This is a genomic window from Streptomyces sp. 35G-GA-8 (genome assembly GCF_023534745.1).
In the GTDB taxonomy this organism is placed as follows: Bacteria; Actinomycetota; Actinomycetes; order Streptomycetales; family Streptomycetaceae; genus Streptomyces.
In genome coordinates, this window is record NZ_JAMHJQ010000013.1 from 52,718 (window position 1) to 77,231 (window position 24,514).

The 24,514-nt window shown below is 71.6% G+C and carries 19 protein-coding genes; 7 read left to right on the forward strand and 12 right to left on the reverse strand.

Annotated features, from left to right (window positions below; genetic code table 11):
* Positions 1-86: 86 nt before the first annotated feature.
* On the forward strand, positions 87-1,610 hold the full coding sequence (locus M1203_RS27865; protein ID WP_249952567.1) for a peptide MFS transporter: 1,524 nt from the start codon (positions 87-89) through the stop codon (positions 1,608-1,610).
* A gap of 75 nt (positions 1,611-1,685) precedes the next feature.
* On the opposite strand, the gene M1203_RS27870 is transcribed toward M1203_RS27865, so the two are convergent.
* Both M1203_RS27870 and M1203_RS27875 read right to left on the reverse strand, forming a co-directional pair.
* Positions 1,686-2,174, reverse strand: coding sequence for an ATP-binding protein (locus M1203_RS27870; protein WP_249952568.1), 489 nt, complete (start codon positions 2,172-2,174; stop codon positions 1,686-1,688).
* Between the two features lie 219 nt (positions 2,175-2,393).
* Positions 2,394-2,762 carry an STAS domain-containing protein gene (locus M1203_RS27875; RefSeq protein WP_249952569.1) on the reverse strand — a complete coding sequence of 123 codons (369 nt, stop codon included), beginning with the start codon at positions 2,760-2,762 and terminating at the stop codon, positions 2,394-2,396.
* A gap of 286 nt (positions 2,763-3,048) precedes the next feature.
* Here M1203_RS27875 and M1203_RS27880 point away from each other — a divergent pair, with 286 nt between their 5' ends.
* The 3 genes from M1203_RS27880 to M1203_RS27890 all read left to right on the forward strand — a co-directional run bounded on the left by M1203_RS27880 (position 3,049) and on the right by M1203_RS27890 (position 7,514).
* A complete protein-coding gene (locus M1203_RS27880) occupies positions 3,049-3,972 on the forward strand; it encodes an RNA polymerase sigma factor SigF (RefSeq protein ID WP_249952570.1) in 924 nt (307 codons plus the stop codon).
* A gap of 91 nt (positions 3,973-4,063) precedes the next feature.
* Complete coding sequence (locus M1203_RS27885; RefSeq protein ID WP_374404157.1) at positions 4,064-5,344, forward strand: DegT/DnrJ/EryC1/StrS family aminotransferase; 1,281 nt, start codon at positions 4,064-4,066, stop codon at positions 5,342-5,344.
* An 82-nt stretch (positions 5,345-5,426) separates the two neighbouring features.
* Positions 5,427-7,514 (forward strand): lipopolysaccharide biosynthesis protein, encoded by a 2,088-nt coding sequence (locus M1203_RS27890; RefSeq protein ID WP_249952725.1) that lies wholly within the window; start codon positions 5,427-5,429, stop codon positions 7,512-7,514.
* On the opposite strand, the gene M1203_RS27895 is transcribed toward M1203_RS27890, so the two are convergent.
* Genes M1203_RS27895 through M1203_RS27915 form a run of 5 tightly spaced genes read right to left on the reverse strand, consistent with a single transcriptional unit; the run spans position 7,502 to position 13,438 of the window.
* On the reverse strand, positions 7,502-8,068 hold the full coding sequence (locus tag M1203_RS27895) for a hypothetical protein (protein ID WP_249952571.1): 567 nt from the start codon (positions 8,066-8,068) through the stop codon (positions 7,502-7,504). The two genes, M1203_RS27890 and M1203_RS27895, sit on opposite strands and share 13 nt — an antisense overlap.
* Positions 8,065-9,957 (reverse strand): hypothetical protein, encoded by a 1,893-nt coding sequence (locus tag M1203_RS27900; protein WP_249952572.1) that lies wholly within the window; start codon positions 9,955-9,957, stop codon positions 8,065-8,067. Before M1203_RS27900 ends, M1203_RS27895 begins: the two co-directional genes overlap by 4 nt.
* Positions 9,958-9,964: 7 nt before the next feature.
* Positions 9,965-10,777 (reverse strand): polysaccharide deacetylase family protein, encoded by an 813-nt coding sequence (locus M1203_RS27905; protein WP_249952726.1) that lies wholly within the window; start codon positions 10,775-10,777, stop codon positions 9,965-9,967.
* A gap of 50 nt (positions 10,778-10,827) precedes the next feature.
* Positions 10,828-12,225, reverse strand: coding sequence for a glycosyltransferase family 2 protein (locus tag M1203_RS27910; protein ID WP_249952573.1), 1,398 nt, complete (start codon positions 12,223-12,225; stop codon positions 10,828-10,830).
* Between the two features lie 58 nt (positions 12,226-12,283).
* Positions 12,284-13,438 carry a GNAT family N-acetyltransferase gene (locus M1203_RS27915; RefSeq protein ID WP_249952574.1) on the reverse strand — a complete coding sequence of 385 codons (1,155 nt, stop codon included), beginning with the start codon at positions 13,436-13,438 and terminating at the stop codon, positions 12,284-12,286.
* Between the two features lie 261 nt (positions 13,439-13,699).
* On the opposite strand from M1203_RS27915, the gene M1203_RS27920 reads away from it, so the two are divergent.
* Positions 13,700-14,950, forward strand: coding sequence for a cytochrome P450 (locus tag M1203_RS27920; RefSeq protein ID WP_249952727.1), 1,251 nt, complete (start codon positions 13,700-13,702; stop codon positions 14,948-14,950).
* Positions 14,951-15,076: 126 nt separating this feature from the next.
* Here the strand turns inward: M1203_RS27920 and M1203_RS27925 are convergent, their stop codons facing one another.
* Positions 15,077-15,409 (reverse strand): DUF6415 family natural product biosynthesis protein, encoded by a 333-nt coding sequence (locus tag M1203_RS27925; RefSeq protein WP_249952575.1) that lies wholly within the window; start codon positions 15,407-15,409, stop codon positions 15,077-15,079.
* 188 nt (positions 15,410-15,597) lie between these two features.
* On the opposite strand from M1203_RS27925, the gene M1203_RS27930 reads away from it, so the two are divergent.
* On the forward strand, positions 15,598-17,025 hold the full coding sequence (locus M1203_RS27930) for a hypothetical protein (RefSeq protein ID WP_249952576.1): 1,428 nt from the start codon (positions 15,598-15,600) through the stop codon (positions 17,023-17,025).
* A gap of 72 nt (positions 17,026-17,097) precedes the next feature.
* Here the strand turns inward: M1203_RS27930 and hutI are convergent, their stop codons facing one another.
* From hutI to hutU, 4 genes are all read right to left on the reverse strand, one after another.
* On the reverse strand, positions 17,098-18,288 hold the full coding sequence (gene hutI / locus M1203_RS27935; RefSeq protein WP_249952577.1) for an imidazolonepropionase: 1,191 nt from the start codon (positions 18,286-18,288) through the stop codon (positions 17,098-17,100).
* Between the two features lie 35 nt (positions 18,289-18,323).
* On the reverse strand, positions 18,324-19,733 hold the full coding sequence (locus tag M1203_RS27940) for a formimidoylglutamate deiminase (RefSeq protein ID WP_249952578.1): 1,410 nt from the start codon (positions 19,731-19,733) through the stop codon (positions 18,324-18,326).
* Positions 19,730-20,938: an allantoate amidohydrolase gene (locus tag M1203_RS27945; RefSeq protein WP_249952728.1), complete on the reverse strand. Its 1,209-nt coding sequence runs from the start codon at positions 20,936-20,938 to the stop codon at positions 19,730-19,732. Before M1203_RS27945 ends, M1203_RS27940 begins: the two co-directional genes overlap by 4 nt.
* Positions 20,939-21,036: 98 nt before the next feature.
* Positions 21,037-22,695 carry a urocanate hydratase gene (gene hutU, locus M1203_RS27950; protein ID WP_249952579.1) on the reverse strand — a complete coding sequence of 553 codons (1,659 nt, stop codon included), beginning with the start codon at positions 22,693-22,695 and terminating at the stop codon, positions 21,037-21,039.
* 136 nt (positions 22,696-22,831) lie between these two features.
* Between hutU and M1203_RS27955 the strand changes: the two genes are divergently transcribed.
* Positions 22,832-24,361 (forward strand): diaminopimelate decarboxylase, encoded by a 1,530-nt coding sequence (locus M1203_RS27955; RefSeq protein WP_249952580.1) that lies wholly within the window; start codon positions 22,832-22,834, stop codon positions 24,359-24,361.
* The last annotated feature ends 153 nt before the right edge of the window (positions 24,362-24,514 follow it).

Here is a 24,514-nt window from a genome sequence, read left to right on the forward strand (position 1 = left end):
CTCCGGCTCACCCCCCACACGGCCCCCCACACCGGGCGCGTCACCGCTGACCGAGCGCCGCGTCCCGAGCAAGCAAGGATCGACCCATGGCGTCCAGCCTGACGAAGGACTCGCCCAGCGCCCCCGCCGGACCCGAGAAGACCTTCTTCGGCCACCCCCGCGGACTGGCCACGCTCTTCATGACCGAGATGTGGGAGCGCTTCAGCTTCTACGGCATGAGAGCCCTGCTCACCATCTATCTGATCTCCGGTGGCCCCGATGCCTCGAAGGGGCTTCAGGGCGGCGGGCTCGGGATGGATCTGGCCACCACGACGGCCATCTACTCCATCTATCTGTCCATGGTCTATCTGCTGGCGATGCCCGGTGGCTGGCTGGGCGACCGGGTCTGGGGGCCGCGCAGGACCGTCACGATCGCGGCCTGCACGATCATGCTGGGCCATCTCACCCTGGCCCTGCCGGGGACGGGGAGCTTCTTCGCCGGTCTGGCGCTGGTGGCGCTCGGGTCGGGTCTGCTGAAGGCCAATATCTCCACGATGGTCGGCCATCTCTACGACGGCCCCAACGACCCGCGCCGTGACGGCGGGTTCACCATCTTCTACATGGGCATCAACATCGGTGCCTTCTTCGCCCCGCTGATCATCGGCACCGTCGGCGAGACGTACAACTGGCATCTGGGCTTCGCCCTCGCGGCGCTCGGCATGGGCATCGGCCTGATCATGTTCCTGCTCGGTACGAAGCATCTGAGCCCTCGGAGCAGCCGCGTCCCGACCCCGCTCTCCCGCGAGGAGCGCGCCATCTGGCTGCGCAAGGGCATGACCTGGCTGCTGATCGCCGCCGTCTTCTACGGCGTCGTCGGTCTCAGCGGCAACTTCACGCTCAACTGGGCGATGGTCCCGCTGACGCTCGCGGGCATCGCGATCCCGGCCGCCGTGCTGATCCGGATCAAGCGCGACAAGGAGCTGTCGGAGACCGAGCAGACCAAGATGTCCGGGTACATCTGGTTCTTCGTGGCCGCTGCCGTGTTCTGGATGATCTACGACCAGGGCGGCTCCACGGTCCAGGCGTTCGGTACGACGAAGGCCTCGGGCGAGCTGTTCGGGCTGGGCTTCCCGTCCTCCTGGTACCAGTCGCTGAACCCCGTGTTCATCATGGCGCTCGCGCCGGTCTTCGCCTGGTTCTGGCTCTGGCTGAACCGCCGGGGCCAGGAGCCGAGCACGGTCGTGAAGTTCGCCGCCGGGCTGTTCTTCGTCGGTGTCTCGTTCTTCTTCTTCCTGATTCCGCTGGCGATGGCGGCGGACGGCACGCTGGTCAGCCCGCTGTGGCTGGTGGGCATCTATCTGATCCAGACCGTGGGCGAGCTGTGCGTCTCCCCGGTGGGGCTGTCGGTGACGACGAAGATGGCGCCGGCGAAGTACGCGAGCCAGATGATGGGGGTCTGGTTCCTCGCGGTCACCGCGGGCGACTCCGTGACCGGTCTGCTCTCCATCGGCGGGGTCGATCTGGGCAAGACGGGTGTGGTGGCCCTGGAGGCGCTGCTGGCGTCCCTCGCCGGCTTCGCGGTCTTCATGTACCGCAGGAAGGTACGGGCACTGATGGGCGACATCCACTAGCGAATCGCACGGTGTGTGAGGGGGCCGCCGCGCCGGGTGACGGTCGCGGCGGGCCCTTCGCGTGAGCTACGCGCGTTACGACGGAGCGGCCAGCTCCGCCCAGACCGTTTTGCCGGCCGCGCCGGGCGCCCGGACCACGCCCCAGTCGAGACAGAGCCGCTGGACGATGAACATGCCATGGCCGCCGGGGCGTCCCGCGCGGTGCGGGGTGCGGGGGGCCGGCTGGCCCGCACCGCGGTCCGTGACCTCAAGGCGCAGCACCTTGGCGGTGTGCACGACCCGTAGCCCTTCTGGGCCCTCCGCGTGCAGACACGCGTTGGTGACCAGCTCGGAGACGACCAGCAGCACGTCCTCCGCCGCCGCCCGCCGGTCCGCGGTCGAGGCGGGGAGCCAGCCCCAGTCGTAGAGCGCCTGGCGGGTGAAGTCGCGCGCGAGCGGTACGACACCGCTCGCGCCGGCCAGGGCGAGCGACCGTACCCGCGCGTGGGACGTCGCGGCAGCGGTTCCCGCACCGTCCGGCTCGGGGCCGAGATCGCCCGGCGGAGGCTGCCGGGTGGTGCTCATCAGCGCTTCACCTCACCGATTCACCGAATAAGCCAGTTCTTGTCAACAGAGGGTGCGGGTTCCCGGAGCGCGGGTCCCCGCTGGGTCCGCCGGGTGTCTTCTGCCCCTCCGAATCGTGACAACACCCACTTCACCGATCCGGAAATGGTGAGGAGCGCAACAAGACAGGGCAGGGCGAGGGTCCGGGTTGGGGCCCGGGGTGCAGAGTAGCGGCCGGAGTCAGTCGGCCAGAGCCTCTTCGAGGGAGTCGTGGACGGTGAAGACCGCGTCCGCGCCGGTGATCTCGAAGACCCGGGCCACCACGGGCAGCATCGCCGCGAGATGGACCCCGCCACCGGCGGCATCCGCCTTGAGACGGGCGCCCAGCAGGACGTTGAGTCCGGTGGAATCGCAGAATTCCAGTTGCGAACAGTCGATCACGAGGCGTGACCGGCCCTGTTCGAGTGCTTCGTCCAGAGGTGTCCGCAACAGATCGGCCGTGTGGTGATCCAACTCACCGGCCACTGTCACCACTTCGCTCCGGCCCTCGGTCCGAACCCCGACCCGAAGCCGGCCCCGGTTCGTGCTGCCGACCGTCTGGCGGTCCATGCCCGTCCCTCTTCGCCGTGTCGTGCGCCGTCGTCAGATTCTGCCGTCTCGGCGCCATCTGATCCCGATGACGCCACTCGAACATTACGCCTTTCACACGCCGACCGGTACCCAAAGTCCCCCACAATAAGGACATATGAAACAATTAACACTTGCAACTGTCCGTGCTTAACGGGTAGGGCTTGTAGGGACACATTCGCCCACGGCCGGCTTTGGAGGCGCCGCACACCGCAGCAGCGCGTATTGGCATCGGCAGCCATATGCCGAAAACGTATGGAGGAGACCCATGTCACCCCCGCTCGATGACACGCGTACCCAGCACGCGCCATCGGCAACTCCGCCCGCACCTCACGAGACCGACATCACGTCGTCGGCCGGCTTCGCATCACAGGCCGACGCCGAGGGCCTTGAGGACCTGCCCGAGATCCCGCCCTTCGACAAGGTGGGCGCGGTGGACGCCCGAGCCCTGTCGAAGACGCTCTTCGCCCGGCTGGAAGCCCTGGAAGAGGGCACGCACGAGCACGCGTATGTCCGCAACACCCTGGTCGAGCTGAATCTCGCCCTGGTGAAGTTCGCGGCTTCCCGGTTCCGCTCCCGCAGCGAGCCGATGGAGGACATCGTGCAGGTGGGCACGATCGGTCTGATCAAGGCCATCGACCGCTTCGAGCTGAGCCGCGGCGTCGAGTTCCCCACCTTCGCGATGCCGACCATCGTCGGCGAGATCAAGCGTTTCTTCCGCGACACGTCGTGGTCGGTACGCGTACCGCGCAGACTCCAGGAACTCCGCCTCGACCTCGCCAAGGCGGGCGACGAACTGGCCCAGCAGCTCGACCGGGCGCCCACCGTCACCGAACTCGCCCACCGCCTCGACATCACCAACGAGGAGGTCGTCGAGGGCATGGCGGCGAGCAACGCGTACACCGCGAGCTCGCTGGACGCCCAGCCCGAGGACGACGACTCCGAGGGCGCGCTCGCGGACCGGATCGGCTACGAGGACCACGGGCTCGAAGGCATCGAGTACGTCGAGTCCCTGAAGCCGCTGATCGCGAGCCTGCCGTCGCGGGACCGCAAGATCCTCTCCCTGCGCTTCGTCGCCAATATGACGCAGTCGGAGATCGGCGAGGAGCTCAATATCTCGCAAATGCATGTGTCCCGGCTGCTCGCCCGCACCCTCAAGAGACTCAGAAAGGGTCTGACGCTGGAGGAGTGAGACACCCGCGCTCCCTGCCCCGGCGGCCTTATTGACGGCTCGTCCGTTATGGGCAACATTGAGCCGGGCAGGGGGAGCGTGGGGAGACGCGATGGCTCTTGGGGAGGGCTGCCCGGCGGAGCACTCCGCGCACGCGGCGCTGGAGACGCTGATGCGCCGTCGCCTCGGCAGGGAATGCCTGTATGTGCCGTCGTGCCGGCTGGGGCTGTATGTGGCGCTGCGCCACTGGTGCCGGCCAGGCGGGCGCGTGCTGATGTCACCGGTCAACGACGACGTCATCTTCTTCGTGGTGCTCGCCGCCGGACTGCGCCCCGTACAGGCGCCGTTGTGCGCCCGGGACGGGTCCATCGACCCGGCGGGCCTCCCGGAGTCCGGCTGGCGCGGGCTGTCGGCCGTGCTGACCACCAATCTGTACGGGAACCCCGACCCGGCGCCCGAACTGCGCGCCCGCTGCGACGCGTTGGGGATCCCGCTCATCGAGGACGCCGCGCACGCCATCGGCAGCGAGGTGGCGGGGCGGCCGGTCGGCGGCTACGGGGACGCGTCCGTGTTCAGTCTCTCCAAACATGTGGGGGCCAAGAGCGGCGGCTTTCTCGCGCTCGCGGACCCGGGGCTGCGCACGGAACTGGCGCGGGCCCGTGACGCGCTGCTCGAACCCTCCCGGCTCACCGCCGAACTCGCCTACGCGCTGCGCCCGTACGCCGAGGCCGGGGTCCGGGGGCTGCGGCTGGTGCGGGCCGCGCGCGCCGCGCTGCGGCTGCTCGGGCGGGAGGAGCGCGCGGAGATCCGGATGCCGTTGCGGGGCGCGGAGTTACGGAAGGCCCTCGCCGGAGCGCCGGGGCTCGGTGGCTTCCACTCCTGGATCCGGGTCGACATGCACGACTACCGGCTCCGCTCGGGCCGGTCCCGGCTGCGCCGTACGGAGCGGCTGCTCGGTGGGCTCGACCAGCGGCTCGATCTGCACCGCGCGGGGACGGAGAAGCTGCTGGCCAGTCCATGGGGCGAGCCCGGTGGCGCGGCCGGGGCACCGGGACCGGGAGGCGCGGCTGGGGCACCGGGACCGGGAGGCGTGGGCGGGGCGCAGCCGCTCTTCCGGGTGCCGCTGCTGGTGGAGGACCGTGACGCGGCGATCGCCGCGCTCGCCGCGCACCGCGTCACCACCGGCTATCTCTACGATCCGCCGCTCGACGACTACGCGGGCGAGGTCTTCACCGATCCGTCGCCCGCGCCGGAACCGGCCGCCTGGTTCGCGCGGCACGCCCTGCCCGTCGACCCGTGCGGGGCGGATCAGGTGATCGCCGTACTCGACGCGCTGGGCGCCCGGCCCGCGCGCCGGGCGGAAAGCGGCGTGGGGCACGGCGGCGGTGGCTGACACCGCCCGGTTGCACGGGCCCGCCACCACCGGCCCAGGCAAGGCCGACGGCGACTCCCTGTTCCGTAACGCCTATGCCCTGATGCTCTCCACCGGTGTCTCCGCCGCCCTGGGCCTGGGCTTCTGGCTGGTCGCCGCGCGCTACTACACCGAGGAGGCGGTCGGCCAGGGCTCGGCCGCCATCGCCGCGATGCGGCTGCTCGCCTCGCTCACCGCCACCACCATGATCGGCGCGGTGGTGCGTTACGTACCGCGCGCGGGCCGCGCCACCGGCGCGTTGGTGTGGCGCGCGTACGCGGTCAGTTCGCTGGTGGTCTGCGCCGCCTGCGTGGTGTTCCTCGCGACGCTCGATCTGTGGGGTCCCTCGTACGCGCCGCTCGACGGGGTCATGGCCGGAGTCGTGTTCACCTCGGCCTGTGTCGCCTGGGCGCTGCTCACCCTCCAGGACGGGGTGCTGACCGGGCTGCGCAAGGCGTTCTGGGTGCCCGTCGGCAACGCCGCGTTCTCCCTCGGCAAGCTGCTGCTGCTCGCCGCGTTCGCCACGGCGATGCCGGTCCTCGGGGTCTTCGTCTCCTGGGCGGCGGCCATCGCCCTGTCCGTCCTGCCGCTCGGCTGGCTGATCTTCCGCAGACTGATCCCGCGTCAGGCCGCCGCCGACCACGACCGGGAGCCGCCCGGGGCGCGCGACATCGGGCGGTTCCTGGCAGGGGACTCGGTCGGGGCGCTGTTCAGTCTGGCGATGATCAATCTGCTGCCGGTGCTGGTCGCGGTCCGCTTCGACGCCGCGCACAACGCCTTCTTCTACACCGCCTACACCGTCGGCGGCACGATGGAGTTCATGGCCATCAACATGGCCTCCTCGCTCACCGCCCACGCCTCGCACAGCCCGGACCGGCTCGCCGAAGGGGTGCGGGGGGCGCTGCGCCGGATGACGGTGCTGCTCGTGCCGGTGGTGCTGGTGCTGGTGGTCTTCGCACCGCAGGTCCTCGCGCCGTTCGGCGCGGACTACGCCCGGCACGGCTCCACGGTCCTGCGGCTGCTCGCCGCCGCCGCGCTCCCCCGGGTCGTCGTGGAGCTGTACATCGGGGTGCTGCGGGTCCAGGGGCGTACGGGCATGCTGGCCGCGCTCCAGGGTGCCATGTGTGTGCTCGTACTCGGCAGCGCCCTGTTCCTGCTCGGTCCGGCGGGGATCTCCGGCGCGGGACTGGCGATGCTGCTGTCCATGACGGTGATGGCGCTGATCGCGGCGCCGGGGCTGCGCGCGGCTCTGCGGAAGCGCGCGCCACGACAACGGGCGATACGGCGACAGCCGATACGGACACGGGCGCCACGGACACAGGCGCCACGGACACAGGCGATACGCACGAAGGGCGCCGACGCGTACGGGACCAGTTGGGCCCGGGAGGCCGCGCGCCTCCGCGCGGAGGCCGCCGCCGCCCCGGCGCATCACCTGCCCTTGTCCGCGAACTCCCCGGCCTCCGCCGCCTACACCGTGGACGAGAGCCGGGTCATCACCGTGCTCTGGCTGCTTCTCGGACTGGCGGCCGGGCTGTTCTGGCCGCCGCTCGTCCGCCTCGGGGACATCGGCCGCGATCAGCTCACCGGCGGCCAACTGCTCTCCGTACTGCCTCCGTTGACCCTTGTCGGGGGCATCCTGCTGATCGTCGTGCAGTGCGCCGCCGTCTCCCTCGTACGGCCGGGCCCGGCGCTGCTCACGCTCGGGCCGCCGGCGACCTTCGCCGCGCTGCACAGCGCGCCCGTGCTGCTGGGCGTACGGCCCGACCGGATGTCCGGGCCCTGGCACGAGCCGGTCGCCGGCCTGCTCACCGACTTCCTGAACGGTGTCTCGGGCGGTGTCTCGGGCGGCGCCTGGGACACGGACGGTGTCCTGCGGGCGCTGCCCGTGGTCCTGCAACTGCTCGGGCTGGGGCTCGCCGCCGTCACCCTGTGGGCCCTGGGGACGGACGGACGGGTCACGTCGGGGGCGGTGTGGGTGCTCGCGGTGGCGGGCTGGGCGGCACAGAAGCAGTTCGCGGCGATGGCGCTGCCCGTGTCCCTGGGGGTGTGCGCGGGGGCGGCGATCGCGCTGGTGGTGCTGGTCGTACGGCGGCGTCACCGCGCCGGGACGGATGCGCCGCCGGGCGCCCTCCGTACCGGTCATCGGTCGTGAACGGCGCCGCGTTCGACGTGTTCGACGTGTTCGCCGCGTTCTGCGTGCCGCGCGCGCTTGCTTCGCTTGGTTCGCCTGGGACGACGCTCCACCGCCCCACGGGTCACGGCGGGCAGCGGCAGGGCGGGCAGCGGTGCCACGACCGTGCAGAAGGCCGCGAGCGACACCAGGAACACCGTGGCCGAGAATCCCCGCACCAGAAAGAGCGCGGTGGCGGTCAGCGTCGCGAGGGACAGGCTCAGCGGCGCGGCCAGCGCCAGCGCCTCCAGCCGGGCGGCGGGCCGCGGATCGCGCGGCAGCGGGAGGAGCAGCGCGCAGCCGGGGCCGAGGAGGACGAAGAGCAGGACGGGTATCCAGCGCGGCGGCACGCCATCGGGCAGCTCCGTCGCGGCGAGCGCGAGCCAGCCGGAGAGCGCGAGGGCGCCTCTGAGCCAGGGTTGGGCCGGTGGCTTGGCGTGGCTCACGGCGCTGCCGTTCACCTTGCTGCCGTTCACCTTGCTCCCGTTCACCTTGCTGTCGTTCACCGCGCCGTCGTTCGCTGCGCTGCCGCTCACCGTGGCTTCTCCTCCGTGCGCGTGTCTCGCGGTACGTGTTCCAGTTCGAGCCCGTGCTCGCTCTCCTCCACGACCCGGAAGTACGGCGAGCGCTTCAGCGCCTCGCTCATCCGGTCGTAGCCGCCGGGCGGCAGATACCCCTCGCCGGTGGTGGCCTCCTCCTGGGAAGGGGTGAGGATCACGAACGCGGGGCGTCCGTCCGGGATGCCCGCGTCCAGGTACCCGGCCGGATCCCGGAGCATCTTCAGGTTCTCCGGCACTTCCTGTTCGGTGAAGAACCAGCGCTCGTAGTGGTCGTAGCGGTAGTACGCGCCGGGGAACGACCCGGTGGTGGCGAGGATCAGCGCCCCGTCCGGCGCACGGTCGTAGGCCCGTTTCACGAACGCGGTCTCGGCGGGCGGCGCGTACTGCATGCCCTCCTTGCCGTAGTACGACGGCAGGAAGCCCGCCAGCAGGGCGATCAGCGCCACGGGCAGCGCGACCACCGACATGCCTCGCGCCGCCCTCCGCGCCCTTCCGGTACCGGCGACGGTGGGGACGAGCGCGGCGGCGGCGAAGAAGGCCGTCCCCGGCAGCCCGAACAGATAGACGCGGAACAGCATTTCGCCGCCGTAGTCGTTGACGGCGAACAGCGGGACGGGCGCGGCGGCGGCCAGCAGCAGCGGCAGGGCGCTCCGTACGAGCCGGCGTCTCAGCAGCACGGCCGCGCCCGCGAGCACGGCCAGGATCAGCACCATCAGGATGTTGGCGCGCCCCACCAGCTCCGGTCCCGGGCCGCTCGGTTCACCGGCGAATCCGGCACGGGAGTTGTTCAGCAGATCGCCCGCCGAGTCGCGCAGGGTGCTCAGGGTGTCCAGGAACAGCACCCGCCCCATCGTCAGATCCCAGACGAGCATCAGCACGCCGGTGACCACGAGCAGCCCGAGATTGCGGTACCGGCGGGTCAGACAGAGGGCCAGCAGAGTCATGCAGAGCATCACCGGGGTCAGCTGGTGCGAGGCGTTGACGGCCGCGATGAGCGGCGCCAGTATCGCCACCCCGGCCGCCCGCTGGCGCGTGGTGGTGGGCGGCGGTACGGACGCGGCGGCCGGGTCGAGCAGGGACCGGTCGCGCAGCCGCCCGGCGGATCCCGGCCGTACGAAATGCCGTACGACCACGGCGAACACGGTCAGGAAGAGCAGATAGGCGAAGGCCTGCGGGGACAGATAGTCCTGGCCCACCCAGTTGGCGAGCTGGAAGATCCAGACGGCGGCCCACACAAGCCGCCAGTCGTCGGTGAATGTGCGGTAGATCAGCATCAGGACCGGCAGCGTCAGCAGTCCGAACAGGACCGGCGCCCAGTTGATGAACGAGGCGGCGCCCGGCACCCCGAAGGCCCGGATCAGGGCCGCGTTGAGGGAGAAGAAGCCCGGCCACTGGTCGTACGCGGACATGCCGCCGGACAGTTCGGCGCCCGGGTACACGGTCCCCTCGGCCAGCAGCCTGGCGATCACGGCGTCGTGCTTGGACGCCCAGGCGTAGCGGACGGAGTCGTAGAGGAGGGCGGGCGGCGCCTTGAGCGCCACCAGCATCGCGACACAGTGGGCGAGCGGCCACCAGGGGGCGGTGCCCGCCCGGCGCAGGCTCAGCAGAAAGCCGATCGAGAGCACGATCAGCGAGGCATAGAACGCGATGGGGAAACGGTCGAGGAGACCGAAGTCCCCGATGTCCCGGAACCCGATCCTCGGCAACGACCAGGTCCACAGCGCCGCCGCGACCGCCAACGGAAACCAGGGCAGCAGCCGCTGGGGCCGGAGCACGGCCGATGGGCGGGAGGGGGCGGCGGACGTACGGGAGGGGACCGCGGACGGCCGGGGCGGGGCGGCGGACGGGCGGGGCTCCCCTGTCATGTCCCCCCTATCCGGCGAACTCGGGCCCGCGCACGCGGGCGCGCGCGGTTCGGTACAGCCGCCAGCCCAGCGTGGCCGCCGAGTCGGAGAAGGGAGCGACCTCGACCCGCTCGCCGCGCGCTCCCTCGCCCGCCATCCAGGACTCGATGTCCGCCACGGTGTGGGTACGGCGGACGATGAGCCGGGCGATGCGGTACGGCTCGTCGCGCGCCGAGCTGAGCGCGTGGCGGACGGCGACGGCGGAGGCGTACCCGGCGGCCTCGGCGGCCCGCCGGACCGCGCGGCTGTTGTAGCCGTGCGGATAGGCCAGATGCGCCACCTCATGGCCGAGGGCGTCCTCCAACGCGCTTTTGGACTCACGCAGTTCACGGTGGAGCGCGGGGGCGCGGAGCGTGTCCAGCTGGGGATGGGTGACGGTGTGGGCGCCCACCTCGATGCCGTATCCCTCCAGTGCGGTCGCCTGGGCGAGCGTCATCATCGGGGCGGGCGGCAGCAGGCAGCCGGAGTCGGAGTCGGATCCGGACACGCGTGTGCGCGTGCGCGTGTCCGTGCGCGTGAGGGCGCCGGTGGTCAGAAAAGCGGTGGCGGGCAGCGCGCGGGCGGCGAGCGCCTCGGCCGTGGGGCCGGGCAGATCGGCGAAGCCGTCGTCGAAGGTGAGGACGACGGGCCGGGGCGGCAGGGGCGTGCGGCGGACGAGATGACCGGCCAGCACGCCGACCGGGACCGGCGTACGGCCGCAGGCGACGACCGCGTCCAGCTGGGCCGCGAAGTCCCTTGGGGTGACGGTGAATTCGGCGATCCAGTCGGGCGGGTCGTCCATGACGGCGTGGTAGAGCAGTACGGGGACACGGGCGGCGGCGGGCAGGACCTTCACGCCTGGCTCCTGTCCCTGGCTGTCCGTCTGCGGGCCCTCGCGTAGCCGAGGGGGCCGTAGAGCATGCCTCGGCGTTCCAGCCGGGAGAGGGAGCGCGGCCAGGGGTGGTGCCGGGTGCCGTGCGCGCCGGGTACGCCGAGCACGCCGGGCACGCCGGGCACACTGGGCACCTCTGACACCGACGCCTCTTCGTGCGAGCGGTGGGCGGTGATCGCGCGGGCATGGGCCAGACCGCGCGGCAGCCTCGCCAGCAGGGCGGGCAGCAGCGCGGGACGGCGCACCAGGATCGCGGTCAGATACGCGGTGAGGCCGGCGCCGTATCCGTACGCCTGGTTCTCCAGGTCCTGCCAGGTCTCGCGGTGGTGGTGCCAGACGAGCGCCGATGGCATGTAGCGCAGCCGGTGGCCCGCGGACAGGATCCGGACGAAGGCGTAGAGGTCGTCGCCGCCCCGGGCCGGGGTGCCGGTGCCGGTGGCCGGGTCGAATCCCCCGACGGCCCGCAGCGCGTCGGCGCGGAAGGCCATATTGGCGCCGGAGCCGAAGCTGCCTGCGGCGAACGGGAAGAGCGGTTCGTCGGCGGGCGGCCGGGCCGGGTCGTACACACGCGGCTCGAAACCCTTGGCGAAGCCTCCATGGCTCTCCAGCAGGATCTGGGCGGGGGTGGTGAGCCGGGCGGGCAGGATCAGGCCGGTGACACACCCGAGGCCGGGGTCCGCCGCGAAGGGCGTCGTGAGCGCGGTGAGCCAGTGCGGGTCGGCGATCACGTCGTCATCGGTGAAGGCGACGACCGCGCCGTCCGTGTCGTCGAGACCGCGGTTGTGGGCGAGGGCCAGCCCGGGGCGCGGTTCGTGTACGTAGTCGACGCGGCCCGCGTAGCGGGATGTCACGAGGTCACGGGTGGCGGACGTGACGGGCGCGTTGTCGACGACGAGGACGCGGAAGTCCGGGTGGTCCTGTGCGAGGAGCGAGTCGAGGGCGCGGGCGAGCTGTCCCGCGCGCTCACGGGTCGCGACGACGACGGTGGTGCGGGGCGGGGCGTACGGCTCGCCGGCGGGCGCCGGCTCGCATCGGCCCGGATCCTTCCGCTCGGTCCGGTCTCTCCCGTCGGTTCGGTCTCTCCCTTCAGTCCGGTCGGTCCGGCCCTTCCGCGCGCGGAATGCGGCCGTAAGCACCTCGGCGGGGTCCTCCCCCGTCCCGACCCGGCCGAGCACGGTGGCGGCGGGGCGGCCCCTGAGCCGTACGAGCGCGTAGACATACCCCTCGCCGAGGGGCGACCCGCCGGGCGCGGGGGCGAGGGAGAGGACCGGGCCGCCGGGGCCGTCGAGATCGAGTTCGGCGACGGCGACGGACGCGAACGCGGCTGACGCGAACGCCGCTGTGGATGGATACGTCATCTGCTCCCCCGTGGGTCCTGCCCGCCCTGCCGGTCGCCCCGGCCTGCCATCCAGCCCGTCATCCAGCGCGTCGTCCAGCGCGTCGTCCGGTCCGTTGTCCGGCCCGCAGCCGGCCCAGCCGCTTCAGCGTCCGCTGCGCGTATCCCGCCAGCCTCGGCCTGCTCCGTACGAAGCTGTGCGCCCTGCGGGAGGGCTCCCTGCCCAGCCAGGAGAGCGCCGCCCGCGCGCCCCGGCGCGCCGCGGAACCCTCGTACACCCGTAGCCCGCCCGTCTTCAGCGCGTCCTTGTACTCCGCCGCGCCACGCCCCAGATCCAGCATGCCGATGCCCGCCGCCGCGGCGGCCTCGGCCATGCGCAGATGCAGGATCAGCCCCGGCGAGAACCTGGCGAACTCGGGGTCGTAGGCCGGGAACCAGCAGGACAGCACCGTGCGCGAGCGCAGTCCGAAGTGCGCGGCGACGGGCCGGCCGGCGGCGTACAGCACGGAGAGCACCCCGGAGCAGCCGGGCGTACGGGTGTCCGCGAGCAGCCGTACCAGCCCGCTGATCCACTCCTGGGCGAACCGGTCGCGACGGCCTGTCCTGCGGTACTGCGCCGACTTCCACGCCATGAGCGCGCGCAGGGCGGCCGGATCGCGTTCGTCGAAGACGAAGCGGACCTCGCCCGCCTGCCGGCCGAGCCTGCGCTCCTTCGCGGTGGTCGTACGGAGGAACGTGGGCGACCGCGCGCGCAGACCCGCCTCGTACGCGGCGTACCCCTCCCCGACCTCGATCACCGGCGACTCGAACCCCTCGGCGGCCGACGGCACGAACAGCCCCTGCCCCGCTTCCAGGTTGTCGAACTCCCAGGCCGCGAGCGAGCAGCCGCCGAGCAGTTCGCGCGCGGTCAGCGGCAGACCGGTACGGAGCACCGCGCCCTGGCAGTCGGAGACCCCGAGACCGATCGCCCGCCCGTATCCCAACGGGCCCTTCTCGTAAGGGAAGAAGCCGACGGGCCCGCCGTCCCCCTGTCGCTCCCGCAGGACCGCTACGCGCGACGCCGGTCGCACACGGCCCACCGCGCGGGTGAACTCCGGTTCCATGAACGGGTTGGCAGGCGCGCCGGACGCGGCGCGTAACGCACGCCAGGCCCTGATGTCCGGGTCGGTCAGCTCCCCCGGCGCCACCACCTCGATCTCGACCCGCGTGCGCGCGGCATCACGTAGATCGCTCACTTCGACCCCCCGGTCGCGTCCCCGCCCCGAAAGGACGGTACCCGCCCAAATCACTCCGGGACAACGGGCGGGAACAGGCAGTAACAGGCCGGAAGACGGTGGGAAGAGGCCGGAACAGCTCCTGTGCCGGGCCCCCCGGTCCCTCATAGGATCGGATCGACCCGTGCCGGGAGGGAGTGTCCGATGACCGCGTCATATACGCCACAGCCCGCGTCGCACTCCCCGCACTCGACACACTCCACGCACTCCACGCCCCACCGGATGGACTCGTCCGGCGGCTGCCCGCACGCCGCCAACGCCACGCTGCTGGCGAAGGGCGCCGCGGCCGAGGTGCTGCTCCCCGGGGACGTACCGGCGGCAGCGGTGCTCGGGCACGAAGCGCTCAAAGAGTTCATCGGCCACCCGGACGTCGCCAAGAACGCCCGGCACTTCACCGCGCTGCGCGAGGGGCGGATTCCGGACGGCTGGCCGCTGCGGACCTTCGCGACCGTTCAGGGCATGGTCACCTCGGACGGCGACGACCACCGGCGGCTGCGTTCACTGGTGAGCAAGGCGTTCACGGCCCGGCGGGTGGAGGCGCTGCGACCCGGCATCGAGCGGCTGACCGACGAGCTGCTGGACGGGGTGGAGGCTGCGGCGGCCGGAGCGGATCGCGACGGTGCGGGTAGTGATGGTGCGGACGGCGCCGTGGACGGCGCAGTAGATCTGAGGGCGCTCTTCGCGCTGCCGCTGCCCATGCGCGTCATCAGTGAACTGCTCGGCGTGGACGAGGAGTTCCGGGACCGGCTGCATGTGCTCTCGAACCAGGTGGTCGCGACCGACATCGGCCCCGAGGAAGCGGTGGCCGCGAACCGCGAGATGGTGGCGGTGCTGTCCGCCGTGGCGGCTTCGCGCAAGGCCCGTCCGGGGGATGACCTCACCAGCGCACTGATCGCCACGCGCGAGGAGGACGGCGACCGGCTCGGTGAGGCCGAACTCATCGGCACGATGATCGTGATGATCATCGCCGGTCATGAGACCACGCTCAATCTGATCACCAACGCGGTGCGCGCACTCTGCGCCCACCGGGACCAGTTGGAGCTGATCAGGGCCGGTGGCGCCGACTGGACGGACGCGGTCGAGGAGACGCTGCGCTGGGACAGTCCGGTCAGTTTCTTCCCGTTCCGTTATCCGACCCGGGACCTGACGGTGGACGGCACGCTGATTCCGGCGGGCACTCCTGTGCTGGCCGGCTTCTCCGCCGCCGGCCGTGATCCCGCCGCCCACGGCCCGGACGCGGACCGTTTCGACATCGGGCGCCGTACGCGCTCCACCACGCGACATCTCTCTCTGGGCCACGGTGCGCACTACTGTCTGGGCGCACCGCTGGCGAGGATGGAGACGACGATCGCGCTGCGGCGGTTGTTCAGTCGCTTCCCGGACCTGAGGGTCGCGGTCCCGGAGGAAGAGCTTCCGCGTCATAGGAGCTTTGTGGGCAACAGCGTGCGGGAACTGCCGGTGGTGCTGAGGTAGTTGAGCCCGCCGCAGCCGTGATCGGCGACGAGACGCCTTAAAGGCGCAGCCCGACGGCCAGGGCGATGGTGATCCCCAGCGTGCAGACCGCGACGACGAACCACGCCTGGTGCTTCGCTTCCGGAGTCATGTTCGGTGTCGCCCTTCACGTTCGTGCAAGTAGTCCATGAACGTGCGGCACATACGGGCCAGGGCTCGCATGTGGACCCAGTTCGCCATGGCGCCGTCGCCGGGCCCGCTGCCGGTCAGGTCGTACCAGTCCTTCAGCGCGCCCTTCGCCCGGACCGTGTGCTCGGTCTCGGGGATCCGCTCCACGAACCCGACGAGCAACGCCCCATGGTTGACCAGCCGGTTGGTGAGATCGGTGATCTCCACAGGCGGCGGCATCAGGCGGTGCGGGGCGAGCGCGCGGTCGACGTTCAAGGCTATGACATCGAAGGCGATATCGTCATATGCCAATGCCTTCCTATGAGCGTTTTCCTCTGTGCCTCCGGCTCTGCGGTCTGTCACTGTGGTCACCTTGGCCCCCCGCTCTCTTCGTGTGTTCGGCGTCTACTTGAAGAGAAAACCGCGTTATTACCCTCCCCGGGTACCGTGGAGGGCAGGTCCGAGAATGAAAGCCATGAACGCTTGGGGGAGTTAAAGGCATGGCGAGTAACTCACGTCACTCACGCACACCCAATGCAGGGTTGGCCTCCCTGCTTGAGCAGGCGAAATGGTCCCGTGCGCAGTTCGCGCAGATAGTCAATCGCATCGGCGCGGAAGCCGGGCTCCAGCTGCGCTACGACCAGTCCGCGGTCTCCCACTGGGTCGCGGGCACCACCCCGAAGGAGCAGGTCAGACCACTGATCGTGGAGGCGTTCGCGCGTAAGCTCGGACGTCCGGTCACCCATGCGGAGGCCGGACTGCCGGTCGCCGCCTCCGGGCACCTCCCGGCGGGCTCCGGCCTGCCCGGCTCCTACGGGTACGGCCCCACCGGCACTTCCGGCACTTCCGGCACTTCCGGCGTCAACACGTTCGAAGAACTGGTCGACATGGGAAGGGCCGACATGGACCCGTCGCGTCGCAGTTTGATTGCCGCTGGACTGTTCTCGGCCGCGATCGTGGTGCCGCTGTTCCCGGATTTGGCGCACGCCGCTTCCGCGCCGTCGGCGCCCCCCGGCAAACGGACGGCCCGGATCGGCGCGCCGCAAGTACAGGCCGTACGTACGATGACCGATCGAATAGCGGACATTCTCGATGAACTCGGCGGGGGGCACGCGCGTCCGATGGCGGCCGCGTTTCTGGTGAACACGGTCATGCCGTGGCTCAAGGCCGAGGCCCCGGAGGGCGTTCGGAGCGACATGTTGTCGGCGGCCTCCGATCTGGTCTATCTGACCGGGTGGATGGCGATGTACGAGCGGGCGCACGGACTCGGCCAGCAGTACTACCTCAGGGCACTGGAGCTGGCGGGCGCCGCCGAGGACCACACGACCTACTGCCGCACGCTGCGCGGTATGTCCCTCCAGGCGTCCAATCTCGGGTACGGCAAGCGCGCGCTGGAGCTGGCCGACTCGGCCGCCGAGGCGTCCCCGAAGGCCGGGCCGCGGCTGCGGGCCTTCCTCTCCGGGCAGCAGGCACACTCGGCGGCGATGGTCGGCGACAAGCGGCAGGCGTTCACCCGGCTCCGGGAGACCGAGACGGCGCTGACGAAGGCGGACAACCGGCGTGAGTCGGTCGGCGGCTACGACACGACGGCGTATCTGTTCCACACGTCCCATGTGCTGTACGAGTTCAAGGATCTGCCGGGGTCGATATCCGCGCTCCAGCAGTCCCTGAAGGCGCAGCAGAAGAACGAGCGGCAGGGCAGGGTCCACTTCCTCGCGGTGCTGGCGCAGCGCCAGCTGGAGCTGGGGCATCTGGAGGCCGCGTGCGGGAGTTGGTGGCAGTTCCTGGAGGACTACGAGCATGTCTCGTCGGCACGGGGTGACGAGCACTTCGAGACGATGCGGCGCAGGCTGAAGCCGTACGCGAAGACGCAGGCGGTACGGAGGCTGCGGGCGAAGATCGACGAGGTCGCCGTACTGAAGGGGTAGCGGCGCGGCGGGCCGCCGGGCCGCGAGGGGAGCGGCCCGGCCACGGCGGAGCCTGCTTCGACCGCCCCTGGCTCAGTGGACCCGCTCGCCGGCCCGCCAGACCCCCGTGACCAGGGGGACCCCCGGCCGGTAGGCCAGATGCACATGACTCGGGGCGTCGAGGAGGGCGAGGTCGGCGCGGGCGCCCGGGGTGAGGCGGCCGATGTCCTGGCGGCGCAGGGCCGCCGCACCGCCCGCGGTGGCCGACCAGACCGCCTCGTCCGGGGTCATGCCCATGTCGCGTACGGCGAGGGCGATACAGAACGGCATGGACGAGGTGAACGACGAGCCGGGATTGCAGTCGGTGGAGAGGGCGACGGTCGCGCCCGCGTCGAGGAGGCGGCGGGCGTCGGGCCAGGCGGCGCGGGTGGAGAACTCGGCGCCGGGGAGCAGCGTGGCCACGGTCGCGCCCTGGGCGAGGGCGTCCACGTCCGCGTCGGTCAGATGTGTGCAGTGGTCGGCGGACGCGGCGTCGAGTTCGACGGCGAGCTGGACGCCGGGACCGTACGAGAGCTGGTTGGCGTGGACGCGGGGGTGCAGGCCCTTCGCGGCACCGGCGGTGAGGATCGCGCGGGCCTGGTCGCCGTCGAAGGCGCCCTTCTCGCAGAAGACATCGATCCAACGGGCGTACGGGGCACAGGCGTCCAGCATCTCGCCGGTGACGAGGGCGACATACGCGGCGGGATCGTCGGCGTGGTCGGGCGGGACGATATGCGCGCCGAGGTAGGTGACCTCGTCGGTCTGCGCGCGGGCGATACGGAGGCCGCGGGCCTCGTCCTCGACGGTCAGTCCGTAACCGGACTTGGTCTCCTGGGTGGTGGTGCCCTGGCGGAGCGCCTCGGCCAGATAGCGCGCGACATTGGCGCTCAGCTCGGTGTCGGTGGCGGCGCGGGTCGCGGCGACGGTGGTGCGGATGCCGCCGGCCGAGTAGGCGCGTCCGGACATCCGGGCGTTGAACTCCTGAGTGCGGTCACCCGCGAAGACCAGATGGGAGTGGGAGTCCACGAAGCCCGGGATCACGGCCCGGCCACCGGCGTCGACGGCATTGTCAGTGGCGGGTGCTTTGCTTGATTCACCGACCCAGACCACGCGGTCGCCGTCGATGACGACGGCCGCGTCCTGGATCAGACCGATGGGGGTTCCGTCACCGAGGGAGGGGTCGTTGGTGACCAGACTGGCGATGTTGGTGAGGGCGGTGGTGCCCGCCGTGGTGGTGCTCGTCATCGTGACGCTGTTCTCCTTCGGCGGCGTCCGCGGCGTCAGCCGCGCAGGGCTGCGATCGAATCGGCGAGGGCCTTGGGCACATCCGGTACGAGAGCGTGGACACCGTCCCGTACGATCCGGCGACCGCCGACCACGGTGTGGCGTACATCCGCCGCGGAGGCGGCGAATACGGCTGTCTCCGCTCCGAGCCGGGTGAGCGTGCCGGCTGTTCTGACCGAGTCCAGGGCGATGGTGGTGAGATCGGCGAGCGCGCCTCGCTCGATCCTGCCCGCCTCGTGCCAGCCGAGGGCCGCGTGGCCGTCGGCGGTCGCGGCGCGCAGGAGGGCGGCGGCCGCCCAGTGACCGCGGGTGCGGGTGCGCAGCCGTTCGTCGAGTTCCATCGCGCGGGCCTCTTCGAGGATGTCGATGACGGCGTGGCTGTCGCTGCCGAGCGACAGCGGCGAGCCCGCGCGCTGGAGGCGGGCGGCGGGGCCGATGCCGTCGGCCAGATCGCGTTCCGTGGTGGGGCACATGCAGGTGCCGGTACGGGCGCCGCCCAGCAGGGCGATGTCCTCGTCGGTGAGATGGGTGTTGTGCACGCCGGTGGTACGGGCGCCGAGGACGCCGTGATCGGCGAGCAGACGCGTGGGGGTGCGGCCGTGCGCATCGAGGCAGGCGTCGTTCTCCGCGGTCTGCTCGGAGAGATGCACATGCAGCGGGGCCCGGTGGGCCTCGGCCCAGTCGGCGACGGTGGAGAGCTGTTCGGCGGGTACGGCGCGTACGGAGTGGATCGCCGCGCCGATCCGGGCGTGGGCGCTGTCCTTGTGGGCCGAGGCGAGGTCCGAGGCGCGCTCGGCCCAGTCGGTGGCCGTTCCGTCGGAGAAGCGGAGCTGATGGTGGTCCAGGGGCGCGCCGCCGGGCCGCTTCGTGATGCCGGAGGAGAGATAGGCGGTGTCCAGCAGCGTGATCCGGATCCCGGCCTCGGCCGCCGCCGCGATCAGTGCCTCCCCCATCGCGTTCGGCCGGTCGTACGGAGTGCCGTCCGGGGTGTGGTGGAGGTAGTGGAATTCACCGACGGCGGTGATCCCGGCGAGCGCCATCTCGGCGTACACGGCGCGGGCGAGCGCGTAATAGGAGTCGGGGGTGAGCTTGGCGGCGATCGCGTACATGATCTCGCGCCAGGTCCAGAAGGTGCCGGAGCCGACCTGGACGGTGCCGCGCAGGGCGCGGTGGAAGGCGTGGGAGTGGGCGTTGGCCAGCCCGGGGAGGGTCAGTCCGCGCAGGACCGTGGCCCCGGGCGGCGGGGTCATGACGCCGGTACGGACGTCGGTGATCCGGCCGTCCGTGACGCCGACGGCGACCCCCGGCTCGACGTGCGTGCCGAGCCAGGCGTGCTCCAGCCAGTAGACGAGCTCGGCGGGCGCGCCCGGCACGGCCCGGCCCGGTGCCGCTGTGGGGTGCGTCATGCGTACAGGAGTCCTTCCAGTACGTCGGCGAGTGCCAGGACCCCGGCCACGCAGTCGTCCTCGGCCGCGGATTCGGCCGGGGAGTGGGAGACCCCGGTGGGGTTGCGTACGAACAGCATGGCGGTAGGGATGGAGCCGGACAGAATACCCGCGTCATGCCCGGCGCCGGTGCCGAGGACGGGTACGGGTGCGCCGCCGCCGGGGCGCTGCCCGAGGATCTTGCCCAGCTCGTCCCGCAGTGCGTGCTCGAACTCGACCACGGGGGTGAAGGACTCCCGTACGACAGACAGCTCGATACCGGCCCGGTCCGCGCAGGCGCGGGCGGCGGCCTCGATACCGGCGACCACGGTGTCCAGCGCGGACTGGTCGGCGGCGCGGGAATCCAGCCAGCCGCGGACGAGGGAGGGGATGGCGTTGACGCCGTTGGGCTCGACGGAGATCTTGCCGAACGTGGCGAGGGCTCCGGCGAGTTCGGCCTCGCGGCGGGCGGCGAGCACCGTCTCGGCGTAGGTCAGCATCGGGTCGCGACGGTCGGCGAGACGGGTGGTGCCCGCGTGGTTGGCCTCTCCCCGGAAGTCGAAGCGCCAGCGGCCGTGCGGCCAGATCGCCGAGGCGATCCCGACGGGGTCGCCGGAGAGGTCGAGGGCGCGGCCCTGCTCGACATGCAGCTCGATGAACGCGCCGATCCGGGCGAGGCGTTCGGGGTCGGGTCCGAGGGTGGCCGGGTCGTGGCCGGCGGCCTCCATCGCCCGGGGCAGCGTGATGCCGTCCCCGTCGCGCAGCTCATGGGCCTGCTCGACGGTGAGCTGTCCGGCGGTGAGCCGGGAGCCGACGCAGGCGAGACCGAAGCGGGCGCCTTCCTCGTCACCGAAGTTGGTGATGGCGAGGGGTCTGCCGAACCGCGCGCCTCTGGCGCGGAGTTCATCGAGTGCGGCGAAGGAGGAGACCACACCGAGCGGCCCGTCGAAGGCGCCGCCGTCGGGTACGGAGTCCAGATGCGACCCCGTCACGACGGCGTCCCCGGCGAGCGGATCGCCGAGCCAGGCCCACTGGTTGCCGTTGCGGTCGAGTTCGTAGGCCAGCCCCCGGGCCTCGGCCTGTGCGCGGAACCAGGCGCGGCACTCGGCATCGGCGCCGGTCCAGGCGTATCGCCGGTAGCCGCCGCTGCCGGAGTCACGTCCGAGCGGCGCGAGCTCGCGCCACATCTCCTGGAAGGAGGGGGGTCGGCGGGCGTCACCCGGGGCGCGCCCGACGTCACCGGGGGCGCGCTCGGCGTGCCCCGGCTCGGGAGGGAGCGACGCGGTCACTCGCCCTCCCGCATCGGGACGCGGACGTGACGCTCGTCGGCGACCTCTTCCGCGAGGTCGTAGCCCGCGTCGACATGGCGGATGACGCCCATGCCCGGGTCGTTGGTCAGGACGCGGCGGATCTTCTCGCCCGCGAGCTCGGTGCCGTCGGCCACCGAGACCTGGCCGGCGTGGATGGAGCGGCCCATGCCGACGCCGCCGCCGTGGTGGATGGAGACCCAGGAGGCACCGGAGGCGACATTGACCATGGCGTTGAGGAGCGGCCAGTCGGCGATGGCGTCGGAGCCGTCGAGCATGGCCTCCGTCTCGCGGTACGGGGAGGCGACCGAGCCGCAGTCCAGATGGTCGCGCCCGATGACCAGCGGGGCGGCCAGCTCACCGGAGGCGACCATGTCGTTGAAGCGCTCGCCCGCCTTGTCGCGCTCGCCGTAGCCGAGCCAGCAGATCCGGGCCGGCAGCCCCTGGAAGTGGACGCGCTCGCCGGCCATCTTGATCCAGCGGTGCAGGGATTCGTTCTCCGGGAAGAGGTCGAGGATCGCCTTGTCCGTCTTGTGGATGTCGGACGCCTCGCCGGAGAGCGCGGCCCAGCGGAACGGCCCCTTGCCCTCGCAGAACAGCGGCCGGATATAGGCGGGCACGAAGCCGGGGAAGGCGAAGGCCCTGTCGTATCCGGCGAGTTGGGCCTCGCCGCGGATGGAGTTGCCGTAGTCGAAGACCTCGGCGCCCGCGTCCATGAAGCCGACCATCGCCTCGACGTGCCGGGCCATGGACTCCCGGGCGCGCTGGGTGAAGTCGGCGGGCTTCTCGGCGGCGTACGAGGCCATCTCGTCGAAGTCGACGCCGAGCGGCAGATAGGCCAGCGGGTCATGGGCAGAGGTCTGGTCCGTGACGATGTCGATGGGGGCGCCCTCGGCGAGCATCCGGGGCAGCAGCTCCGCCGCGTTGCCGAGCAGGCCGATGGAGAGCGGACGGCGCGCGTCGCGTGCCTCGGTCGCCAGCTGGAGCGCGTGCTCCAGGCTCTCGGCCCGTACATCGAGATAGCGGTGCTCGATGCGGCGCTCGATGGCGCGCGGGTCGCAGTCGATACAGATCGCGACGCCGTCGTTCATGGTGACGGCCAGCGGCTGGGCGCCGCCCATGCCGCCCAGACCGGCGGTGAGGGTGATGGTCCCGGCGAGCGTCCCGCCGAACCTCTTCGCGGCGACGGCGGCGAACGTCTCGTAGGTGCCCTGGAGGATGCCCTGCGTGCCGATATAGATCCAGGATCCGGCCGTCATCTGCCCGTACATGGTGAGGCCCAGGGCCTCCAGGCGCCGGAACTCCTCCCAGTTCGCCCAGTCGCCGACCAGATTGGAGTTGGCGAGCAGGACGCGCGGCGCCCACTCATGGGTCTGCATCACCCCGACCGGGCGGCCGGACTGAACGAGCATCGTCTCGTCCTGCTTGAGGGTGCGGAGCGTACGCACCATCGCGTCGAAGGAGCGCCAGTCACGGGCGGCCTTGCCGGTGCCGCCGTAGACGACGAGCTTGTCCGGGTGCTCGGCGACCTCCGGGTCCAGGTTGTTCTGGAGCATGCGGAGGGCGGCTTCCTGCTGCCATCCCAGGGCGCTCAGTTCCGTACCGCGCGGAGCCCGTACGGGTCGGGGTCCTGACATGGCGATGCCTCCTCCGTGGTGAATCCGCCGGCTGGTCCGCCGACCGATCTGTTGGCCAATCTATTCACATCCTCGTCGGATGAATACTTGTAGTCAACAGCTGCGTGAGCGGTCGGCGGATGATTGGCTGGCACTCATGGCTTCGGTTCAGCACAACGGTGGCACTACCCCGCACGGCACGGACGGCACCCATGGCTCCGCGGACGGCGGTACGGACGCCGCCCCCGGGGTGACCCCCGTCGTGACCCCCGGAGCAGCCCACGACGTGGCCTCCGACGCGCCCCTCGGTACGGCGGCCCGCCGGGACCTCGCCGTACGGGCCGCCGTGACGCAGGGTCTCATCAGCGAGGCCGAGCCCGTCGTCGCTCTGCTCGACGTGGCCGGAATCCGCGCCTCCGCCGCCGCTCTCCGTGCCGCCTTCGACGAGGTCACCGCCCCCGGCACCGCCGTCCTGCACGCCTTCGCGGTGAAGGCCGCGCCCCTGGTGGCCGTGGTGCGCCTGCTCGGCGAGGAGGGCATCGGCGCCGAGGTCGCGAGCCCCGGCGAGCTGGCCCTCGCCCGGGCGGCGGGCATACGGCCCGGCCACACCGTCCTCGACTCCCCCGCCAAGACCACCGCCGAGCTGCGCGAAGCGCTCGCGCTCGGCATCGCGGTCAACGCCGACAACCCCCAGGAGCTGGCGCGGATCGACGCACTGATCGGCTCCGGCGCGGGCCGGGGCCCAGGTCCGGGCTCCGGACCCGGCTCGGGCCCCCTCGCCTCCCCCCTCGGACTGCGGATCAACGCGCAGGTCGGCGGCGGATCCATCGGCGCCCTGTCCACCGCCACCGCCACCTCCAAGTTCGGGATCGCGCTGCGCGACGAGGGCGCCCGCGCCTGGGTCGTCCAGGCGTATCTGGACCGCCCCTGGCTGACCCGGCTGCACACCCACTCCGGCTCGCAGGGCGTCCCGCTGGAGCGCATGACCGAGGGCGTACGGACGGTGTACGAACTGGCCGAGGAGATCAACGCGGCGGCCGGCCACCGGCAGATCGACACCCTCGACATCGGCGGCGGCCTCCCGGTCAACTTCGGCTCGGACGAGGAGACACCGACGTACGCGGACTACGCCCGGCTGCTGAGCGAGACCGTCCCCGGACTGCTCGACGGCCGCTACGGACTGGTCACCGAATTCGGCCGTTCTCTGCTCGCCAAGCACGGCACGGTCCTCGCGCGCGTCGAATACGCCAAGTCCGCCGGTGGCCGCCCGATCGCGGTGACGCACGCGGGTGCACAGGTCGCCACCCGTACCGTCTACGACCCCGCCTCCTGGCCGCTGCGCATCGCCGCGTACGACGCCGGGGGACGGCCCAAGACAGGCCCCGCCGTGGCCCAGGACATCGCGGGCCCGGCCTGTTTCGCGGGCGATCTGCTCGCCGAGAACCGGCCGGTGCCCCTGCTTGAGCAGGGCGATCTGGTGGCCGCCCTCGACACCGGCGCGTACTACTTCTCCAACCACTACGCGTACAACAGCCTGGCCAGGCCGGGCGTCCACGGTTTCGTGACGACTCCGGGCGCGGCCGGTGGCGGGGTGCGCTTCGCGACCGTGCGGGCCGCGCAGACGGTCGCGGAGATCGTCGGCGAGTCGGGCGGCGGATACGCCGACGCGCTCCTCCTCGACGACTGAGCCACGGCCGGGACAGCCGAGACGGCCGAGAACCACCGGATACGACCGAAGACGGCGGAAGGCGACCGGCGGCGACCGGGGCGGCCGGAAGTGGCCGGTCCCCGGCGGCCCGGCACGCATGTTCCGATGGAAAATGCCAGAACCTCCTCCCCC